Genomic DNA, 6,532 nt, shown 5'->3' with positions numbered 1-6,532 from the left:
GGAGGCCTATTCGATGCGCTGCCGGGTCAGCCAGAGCTGGGCCGGGGGTGGCTGGGGCGGCATGGTGATCCCCCGCATCGGCATGGAGGTCGTCGTCGAGTTCCTCGAAGGCGATCCCGACAAGCCGCTGGTCACGGGCTGCGTCTATAACGGCAGGAACAAGGTGCCCTACGATCTGCCGGCCAACAAGACCGTCAGCACCTTCAAATCCGATACGCATCAGGGCAGCGGTTACAACGAATTCCGGTTCGAGGACGAAAAGGATCGCGAAGAGGTCTTTCTGCATGCGCAGAAGGATCACAACACGATCATCGAGAATGACGAAAGCCACTCGATCGGCCATGACCGCAGCAAGACGGTGGGCAACGACCAGTCGGAAGCCATCGGTCACGACAAGACGATCAGCGTCGGGAACGATCATCGCGAGAATATCGGCAATGACATGTATTACACGGTCGGCCGCAACCAGCAGGAGGATTACGGCAAGGACCATATCCACCGGGTCGGCAACAGCTACAAGCAGGCGATCTATGCCGATCACCTGTATGAGGCGGGCCGCAATTACGAGGGCGAGGTCTTTGGACGCTACACGCTCGATGTGGGCGAAGCGATCACCAACAACACCAAGCGGCACACGCTGATGGCCTATCAGACCATGCAGGTCAAGGGACCGGGCGGCAAGATCACCATCGATGCCTCGGGCATCACGCTCGAAGCGCCGACGATCCGGCTGAAAGGCAACGTGATCATGGGCGGCTCTGGCGGGGCACAGGTTCCGACCTTGCAGATGGCCGCGCGCGAGGGGCTGCCGCTTTGCGAGGAATGCGCGAAATTCGACGAGGAGAAATCCGGATGATCGTCGCGCGTGTCGGGGACAAGCATATCTGCCCGCTCCATGGACCGAATGCGATCATCGAGGGAGGCAGCAGTTTACTGGACGGCCTGCCGGTCGCTCGTGTGGGCGACAAATGCGCCTGCGGCGGCATCATCATCGAGGGCAAGCCGGGCGCGTTGCTGGACGGTCGGCCTGTCGCCTACCTGGGGTCAAAGACCAGTTGTGGCGGGGTAATCGCCGAATGCTCGGGCAGCGCAAGGTTCTCGTGAGGACCCCGGTGCAATACATGAGATGGAAGGCGGAGGCTGTGGGCCATGAAATGGCGCATATCCTTCCGGATCATGTTTTCGGGGCCTCCGCCCTCATCTTCTGAATTATTCGATGAGTCATGGTCATGAAGGGTATCTTCCCCGGTCCGGTCAAGCAGCAGCCAGAGCGGTTTTCCACCCCTATCGGCCGATAGGCAGCCATCGAACGGCTCGCATTTTTCTGCTTCCGCGCTCGTGCCCGAAGCTATCGCAGCGAGTGGGCGGCCGTCCGATATATCGAAGCCATCGTTGCCGGATGTCATCCGGCGCGGCAAGGCCGCAGATTACGCATCCAGACGGGATTTCCTGAATTCCGGAAATGCTGTCGGGGGCGCCGGACGTCATCGGCATCGCCTGCCGGACCCCGTGGCAGGGCCTTCCATCACCGGAATGAATCGATCAGCCGTTTTCGATTCAGAATACTCGTTGGACAGCATGATGGTGTCGCAGCAATATATGCCTCATGATGCAGCCCTTCTGCTATTCCCACCTCACGCGTCATGATCCGGCCCGCAACATGGCCCGTTTCTACCGGCTGGAGATCACCGCCGATCTCTTGGGCGGGGCGATGCTGATCCGCCGGTGGGGACGTGTCGGGACTACCGGGCGGGAGATGCGTCATTGGTTCGCCGATCCGGATGCCGCCCTGCTGGAGCGGAACAACTGGCGGCAACGCAAACTCAGGCGAGGCTATCTTGAGCATCCATGAGTGCCGCCCCCGGCCGGCCATTCACCGCAAGGCGACCGACATGATCCAACCTGCCGGAAACAGACCGCCCGATGCCACGAAACACCGGATCGGGATCGCCGCGATTGTCTGGTCTTCACCGCTTCGATGGCGCGGCCAGCCCGTTTTCATGGAGAATAGGCTGACCATGCGGGGTGGCCCGTGCCGCCCGTTTCCAGCTCTCGGCCATCTCTTCGATCCTGCCGTGCTCTGCCGTGCCCGCCTCTTCCAGGAATTGCTCCAGCGTCCGCATCCATGCGGTGTAGTAATGCGCCGCATGCTCGGCCCCGCTCGCGTCAGAGGGCAGCTGCACCGCCATCCGCAGATGCGTGGCAAGGCGCCCGGTCCAATCCGGCCAGTCGAACAGGCCGCCTTGCTGCAGTGACAGGGTGAGGGCAAAGAGCCTTGCCTGCCAGGGGGCGTGGAAATGCGGTTCCGTGGCATCGGACAGGCCCGGAATGCGCGGCATTGCTTTGGGGTTGCTTTCAGCAGGGTTCAAGATAGGGCTCCCACGCATCTATGACCACCTCATCGCCCGTTGCGGCATCGCCTCCCCACAGTTCCCGCGCATCGAAAACCACGGCATATAACCATTCCGCCGCCGCATGATCCCCCCGGGCGCTGGCATCGGCAAAGACGTGAAAGCCGTGAACAGAGGCGATCCGGCCGGTCTTGCCGCGCGCATAGGATGGCAGGCGCGTATGGCCGGCAGGCTGCAGGTTCCTGGTCCTGACCCGGTTTCCGACGGCAAATGCCGGACGGCGTCCCTGCGGATCCCGGCTGGCGGGAGCGCCGCGCGAAAGGACGGCGGCGACCTCTTCTGCCCCGAGCCTGCGATTGGGAGGAACGGTCGCCCGATCGCCGGCCTGCCCCGAGGCAAGCTCTTCTCCGGTGACGAGCCCCTTGTCGAGAAGGAGCCGCGTCAGCCCGGCAATCCAGATCTGGTAATAGCTCAGGCGGTAATACTCGGCTGGCGAGCGGTTCTCGCGGGCAAATCGCGATTCATCGATGCTCCAATGCCCGGCTGCGCCTGCGGCGACGGTCAGCGCCAGGGCGCGCGCCTCCCAATCGGCGTGAAACAGCGGCTCGTCCGGTTCGGGAGCAACCGGGCCGAAACCGTGCCGCCCTCCGACATCCTGCGGCCCGTTCATGTCCGGGCCTCCTCCTTGCCGGCAAGATCGGGCAGGATGGCCGTGCCGATCATGGAATCGCGCGTCACCAGCCCGGCAAGCTCCTCGACGGACATGCCGTCGCTGCCGCCGGGCCGCATCGGGATCACCAGGTAGCGCATCTCGGCGGTGGAGTCCCAGACACGAATGGCGGTTTCCCCGGGCAGGGTTACGCCGAATTCCTTCAGCACGGCGCGCGGCTCTCTGACCGCGCGCGACCTGTAGGGCATGGATTTGTACCAGACCGGCGGCAGGCCGAGCAGGCTCCACGGATAGCAGGAGCACAGCGTGCAGACGACCATGTTATGCCGTTCGGGCGTGTTGAAGACCGCGGTGACATGCTCGCCCTGCCGGCCGGTATAGCCGAGTGAATGGATGGCTTCGGTCGCGTCCCGTTCAAGCCGGTCCCGGAATTCGGGATCCGACCAGGCCAGAGCCACGACATGGGCGCCGTTGCGGGGGCCGATCCGGGTTTCGTAGCTGTCGATGATCCGGTCGAGCGCGGCCGGCTCGACCAGCCCCTTGTCGGTCAGCAGCTTTTCGAGGGCCATGACCCTCGCGCTCATCTCGTCCAGATCGCTTCCGTGATCGTGGTCATGCGGCATATCGGATTCCCGCTCTCATCCGGTGGGATGGAAACATGCAATCCCGCCCGGTGCAAGCCCGCCGGGGCTGGGGCGATCCGTCCCGGGTCATCCGCGCCGCCCGGAATGTCATTCCGGAAACGGTGTTGTCCGGCCGATATCCGGCACGGGCCCGGCAGATCCTGTTCGGGGCCGGAGCCATTCCGGCTCTTCGGCCCACACGGCTATCAGGCACAGGATCGACGCCCAAGCGTAAGCCGAACTGATCGTCAGCTGCATGGCTGGCGATTGTGCCGTCTGTTCGATGATGACCGAGGGAGGGATGATCAGGACAAGGAGGGTAATCCATATCGCCGGCTGCATTCGGCGGCTAATCAGCACCGGAATGAAAAACAGCGTGTAATGGATCCAGCCGAGAGGGGAGGCAAGAACAGCGGCAAGCAGCGCCATCTCGCTTGCCCGCATCGGCTCGGGGCGGCGCCAGACTGCCCAGGCTGCGAGCGCCAGCAGCAGGCCGATGCTGAGATACAGTCCGAACATGGGCACTCCGGCGCGGGCCGCCAGGCCGACGAAAGACACGTTGGTCGGAAAGGCCTTGCCGTCGCCATCGGGCACGATCACGTCAAGCCATTGCTGATAGACCTCGGGCCCGAATACGATGACGGGCACAAGGCTGATCAGCCCGGCTGCCGCTCCGGATACGAGTGCCGGCCGATGATGGCCGGACAGAAACAGGAGCACGGGCCAGACCAGGAAATTCGGCTTCATCGCGATGAGGATGCCGATAAGCAGCCCCGCCCAGATAAACCGGTCACGTTCGAGCAGCAACCAGGCGCTGACCGCGCAGAGGACGAGTGGCGTGTAGATCTGGCCGAGCAGGAGCGTGTCCCACACGCCGGCCAGGCCAAGGCATAGCGGAAGCAGCAATATGGCCTCGAAGCCCCTGGCATACCGCCTGAGGAGCAGCCCCACGGCGACCAGATAGGTGACGAGCGAAACGCCGCGCCACACGCGAAACGACATATCGGGATCCAGCAAGGTGAATGGCTGGAAAAGCAGCGCCGAGATCGGCGGGTTCAGGTTTTCGTTCCAGCCCTCGTATCCGGGAATCACCGCGTGATAGGTGAGCGGATAGATGCCATAGGGGTTCAGACCCTCGGCCGCCGCCTTGGCGGATGCGAAGAAGGTCCCGAAATCCCGCAGTTCCTGTGCAGGCAATACGCGCTGAAGCTCGGTCGCGATTATGACCAGGGAAAGGAGCGCAAGGGCGGTGAGCGCCAGCAGTTCCACCCATCTCGTGGGCGCAATTTCCATATGGGTTGTCGGCGTCGTCATGGTTCCTCCCCCCTGGACCTGGCGGCGGTTCCGCCGGGGCCATGGTTTGTCGTGTTGGAATTCGGCCAGGCAGTCCTTGCCTCCGACGGATACAGGCTATCGGCCTATGCGGATGTCATCCCCCGATCTCCGGGCCGCAGCTTGGCGCGCCGTTCTCGAAGAAATCCCTTGGCACATAGCGTGCCTCGGTAATGACGACGTTCTGCTCGGCATCCCATTTGAAATGCCGCTCCCAGACCAGTTCACCTTCGGGCGTAACCTCCAGCACGCGCCCGCCCTCGGCCTCGGTCAGAAGGATGTTGCCATCGGGCAGGAACTGGTGCTTGCCCCGGCGCCAGGTGTAGAACGGCAGTTCGTCCGATCCCTCGAACAGCGTTTCGACCTTTTCCTCGCCGGGGCGGATGGCGAGGATGCGGGACTTGCCGGTGCCGGTGGCATTGTCGAGCAGGGTGATCCGGCCATCGGGCTGGAAGTCGGGATCATGCTGCTTGAACCACGGCCCGTAATGCCACCATTTCATCCGCCCGGTCTCGGGATCGATCACGGTGATCAGGTTGAGTTCGCGCAGGCTGAACAGGACGTCGCCCGCCTCGAACATCGGGAAGGCATCGGCCATCTCGGCGCGCAGCGGCTCGGCATCGTTGGTATGGAACGGGTCGGCCAGATAGGTGACCGTTTCATCTGCATTTTCCGGCGTGCGGGTGCGGATGTGCAGCATCGCTCTTTGATCCGCGTTCCCGCCTTCGACCATTTCCTTGCGGAGGCCGACGCTGCTGAGGATCTCGCCCGTATTTTCGTCAAGGCGGACGACATCGTCGTTGCGCAAGGTCACCAGCCGGCCTTCGCCGTCGCGGTTGATGCTATGATGGTAACCGTCATGCAGCGACCACATCGACTTGCCGCAGGCATCGATCCGGGCGATGGCGTGCCCTTCGTCGAAGGTCAGCGCAAGCGAGCCGTCCTCGAACACCTCCATGCCGTGCAGCATCACGTTCTGCGGCCTGCGCTCGGTATCAAGCAGGTCGTAATGCACCGGCCAGCGATGGACCTCGTTGCCCTGACCGTCATAGAGGCGGACGACATGGAAGGTGTCGTCCTGCGTCTCGCTGAGGCCGGCAACGAGAACATAGCCCTCGGCGGTGCTCCCCGCCGGCTTGCCGGAAAGCCCGCGATCGGGCCCCGAGTTCGCCGCCACGGGAGTGACCAGGTGCCGCGTGGGTGCCAGGCCAATATCGTTTTTCCAGTTCGCGGCGACATCCTTCAAGGTGTGATGTGCCAGGCCGATCTGCGGCGCGGGAAACCAGTTCCACCAGGTTGCCACGGTGCCGTAGACCACTGCGATCACCGCGAGCGAGACGACGGACATGATGGGGCCGATGCTTTCGGACAGTTTGTATTTCACGGCCGGAACGATCTTTCGTTTTATTGAGGGCAATGGGTCATGGCACCCGCGACGAGCGCAAGGACCGTGATCATCATCGCTGTTCTTGTTTGTCGCTGGTGGCGTTGTTCTTGCGCAGCAGGCGCTTGAGCGGGTACCAGACAAAGCCGACCAGGGCCAGGATGACGACGGC

At 63.2% G+C, this 6,532-nt stretch carries 8 protein-coding genes; 3 read left to right on the top strand and 5 right to left on the bottom strand.

Translation table 11 applies throughout. The features are described 5' to 3' along the window. The 3 genes from C9E81_RS22490 to C9E81_RS22480 form a co-directional block, all read left to right on the top strand. A partial coding sequence (locus tag C9E81_RS22490; protein WP_122114589.1) for a type VI secretion system Vgr family protein occupies positions 1-856 on the top strand: 856 nt, incomplete at its 5' end. Then, on the top strand, positions 853-1,104 hold the full coding sequence (locus tag C9E81_RS22485) for a PAAR domain-containing protein (RefSeq protein WP_166462020.1): 252 nt from the start codon (positions 853-855) through the stop codon (positions 1,102-1,104). The genes C9E81_RS22490 and C9E81_RS22485, both read left to right, overlap by 4 nt. Before the next feature lie 502 nt (positions 1,105-1,606). Continuing rightward, positions 1,607-1,852, top strand: a complete 246-nt coding sequence (locus C9E81_RS22480) for a WGR domain-containing protein (protein ID WP_122114587.1) — start codon at positions 1,607-1,609, stop codon at positions 1,850-1,852. Between the two features lie 115 nt (positions 1,853-1,967). On the opposite strand, the gene C9E81_RS22475 is transcribed toward C9E81_RS22480, so the two are convergent. The 5 genes from C9E81_RS22475 to C9E81_RS22455 all read right to left on the bottom strand — a co-directional run bounded on the left by C9E81_RS22475 (position 1,968) and on the right by C9E81_RS22455 (position 6,360). Further along, a complete protein-coding gene (locus tag C9E81_RS22475) occupies positions 1,968-2,339 on the bottom strand; it encodes a nitrile hydratase accessory protein (protein WP_166462019.1) in 372 nt (123 codons plus the stop codon). Positions 2,340-2,355: 16 nt separating this feature from the next. Then, positions 2,356-3,021, bottom strand: a complete 666-nt coding sequence (nthB, locus tag C9E81_RS22470; protein WP_122114585.1) for a nitrile hydratase subunit beta — start codon at positions 3,019-3,021, stop codon at positions 2,356-2,358. Next, a complete protein-coding gene (nthA, locus tag C9E81_RS22465) occupies positions 3,018-3,644 on the bottom strand; it encodes a nitrile hydratase subunit alpha (protein ID WP_122114584.1) in 627 nt (208 codons plus the stop codon). Before nthA ends, nthB begins: the two co-directional genes overlap by 4 nt. Positions 3,645-3,752: 108 nt before the next feature. Further along, a complete protein-coding gene (locus C9E81_RS22460; RefSeq protein WP_122114583.1) occupies positions 3,753-4,958 on the bottom strand; it encodes a glycosyltransferase family 87 protein in 1,206 nt (401 codons plus the stop codon). 115 nt (positions 4,959-5,073) lie between these two features. Then, the gene (locus C9E81_RS22455) at positions 5,074-6,360 is read right to left on the bottom strand and encodes an arylsulfotransferase family protein (RefSeq protein ID WP_122114582.1); all 1,287 of its coding nucleotides are present in this window, start codon (positions 6,358-6,360) and stop codon (positions 5,074-5,076) included. Positions 6,361-6,532: the final 172 nt, after the last annotated feature.

It is taken from the genome of Paracoccus alkanivorans (assembly GCF_003697785.1).
Taxonomy (GTDB): Bacteria; Pseudomonadota; Alphaproteobacteria; order Rhodobacterales; family Rhodobacteraceae; genus Paracoccus; species Paracoccus alkanivorans.
This window is presented reverse-complemented; position numbering and strand designations above follow the sequence as displayed.